The sequence below is a fragment of the Klebsiella sp. A-Nf5 genome (genome assembly GCF_002810545.1).
GTDB classification, from domain to species: domain Bacteria; phylum Pseudomonadota; class Gammaproteobacteria; order Enterobacterales; family Enterobacteriaceae; genus Klebsiella; species Klebsiella variicola.
The window spans coordinates 1-1,523 of sequence record NZ_PIOG01000097.1 but is presented as its reverse complement, the minus strand read 5'-3'; the positions used below and the strand labels follow the sequence as shown (position 1 = coordinate 1,523).

Here is a 1,523-nt window from a genome sequence, read left to right as displayed (position 1 = left end):
GCCTGCAGGTCAACGAGCTCCTCACTTTGCGAGGCAAGCTCCCTTTCCAGCTCCAGGATTCTTTTCTGCGACTGAGCACACAGGGTAGCCAGCCGGATGACCCCGGTTGCCCGTTGCGCCACCTCTAGGTCTGAATCCCCGCTCTGCGGCAGAGACAGTTTTTCTGCCCGCAGTGGCAGGGCGTCACATTTCTCGTCCGGGAGCTGGCCCCCTTTCCTGTGCAACAGATAATAAAATGTACGATTCTTAAGTGAAGTAATTAACTGTTTTTGCGACCGTTTTTTGCCTTCGAGCTGCACGATTTTTTCCTGCAGCCCGCGATAACAGTCTTCCAGCCGGCGTACCGCGGATACCAGGGGCTCCACCCGGAGCGTTGAATACCTGCCCCGCGGCAACTGTAGTTCGTCTGCCCGCAGCGGCATTGAGCTGGTTTCCCCGGCCGGGAACCGGAAACCCATTGCGTGCCACAGTCTGTCCCTCCGGATCTTGTTTTCTTCGTTTTTTTCATCAACCTGGGAAATTTCAATCGGCAAAACCCTGGTTTCTGGCGGAAGGCCTCTGGCCCAGAGCACAAACTGCTGCGTGATCCAGCTACCCAGGCCGTGTCCCTGCAGGCGGCGTTCCAGTCTGAACTCATCTGTAAACAGATGCAGGGCCTTCTGTTGAGGCCAGTAGATTGCAGTGAAAGTCTGAGTCTTCGTCTGTTCGGTATCGGCCAGGTACAGTGTCATTATGCAGGAGACCCGGTACAATCCGTCGGGAAAATGGTCAGAAGTTGCCCCCCACGATTGCTCCCTGCTCAGAATGACGACCAGATTTTCCTCCTGGCGGGTACTGTTATTTGTAATGATCTTCGGCAATGTCACGAGCCACATTGTTTTGTCCATAACAGTCCGGGTCACGAAGTCGGTCATGTTTTTTCCCTGGAGGGTTATACCCCGGTGCTGTCAGCAGTTATCGGATAGGGGAGTGTCCCCTGACTCCACGAAAGCCTGCAGGGCATCCGCTCTGGAGGGCAGTTCAATACAGTCCCCGTGCAGTGGGTTAATTTCTTCGTCAATGGCTTCGTTGTAAAGCATGCGAAGCCGCCACCCCTTCATCGGGAGAGAGTTCTGTATGGCCAGCACCATCCCTTCCGGCGACAGCAGTTCACGAAGGGTGTAGCAGGCCCCGATCCGGGTCGAGTCCCGCAGCCACATCACGGGGTATTCACTGACCAGCTGGTCATACACGCATTCTGCCGTATGGAAGTAATTCTCATCCGCCCTGCATAAATCACACATAATCCTTCCTTAACTGAAAATTCCGCCTGTAAGCCTTGTGAAGCCATCATCAGAACAGTGAACAATACAGTTTAAAGACCTTATCGATGAGGCAGGCTTTCCACGGCGGACCGCTGTGTTCAGACTGCGACAGATGGTAGTCTCCGGTGAGCACCCAGAAATCAGGCTGGCCTGATTGTTCTGCCACCATTCTGCCGTTTCGTTTGAGAATTTTGGGAGATCGCCATTCCTGACGCCGCC

At 54.4% G+C, this 1,523-nt stretch carries 2 protein-coding genes and 1 pseudogene; all 3 read right to left on the bottom strand.

Translation table 11 applies throughout. From position 1 onward, the window contains the following. The coding region (locus CWM53_RS10420) for a hypothetical protein (protein WP_100750784.1) at window positions 1–914 on the bottom strand (914 nt) is incomplete at its 3' end. Between the two features lie 33 nt (window positions 915–947). Beyond that, window positions 948–1,283 (bottom strand): hypothetical protein, encoded by a 336-nt coding sequence (locus tag CWM53_RS10415; RefSeq protein WP_100699028.1) that lies wholly within the window; start codon window positions 1,281–1,283, stop codon window positions 948–950. 49 nt (window positions 1,284–1,332) lie between these two features. Next, window positions 1,333–1,523 (bottom strand): annotated as a pseudogene (locus CWM53_RS31670) (hypothetical protein); the annotation flags it as partial.

What these genes read in the sequence shown, in the direction of transcription:
- CWM53_RS10415 (WP_100699028.1), bottom strand. Translation starts at nt 1,283, where the DNA reads ATGTGTGATTTATGCAGGGCGGATGAGAATTACTTCCATACGGCAGAA.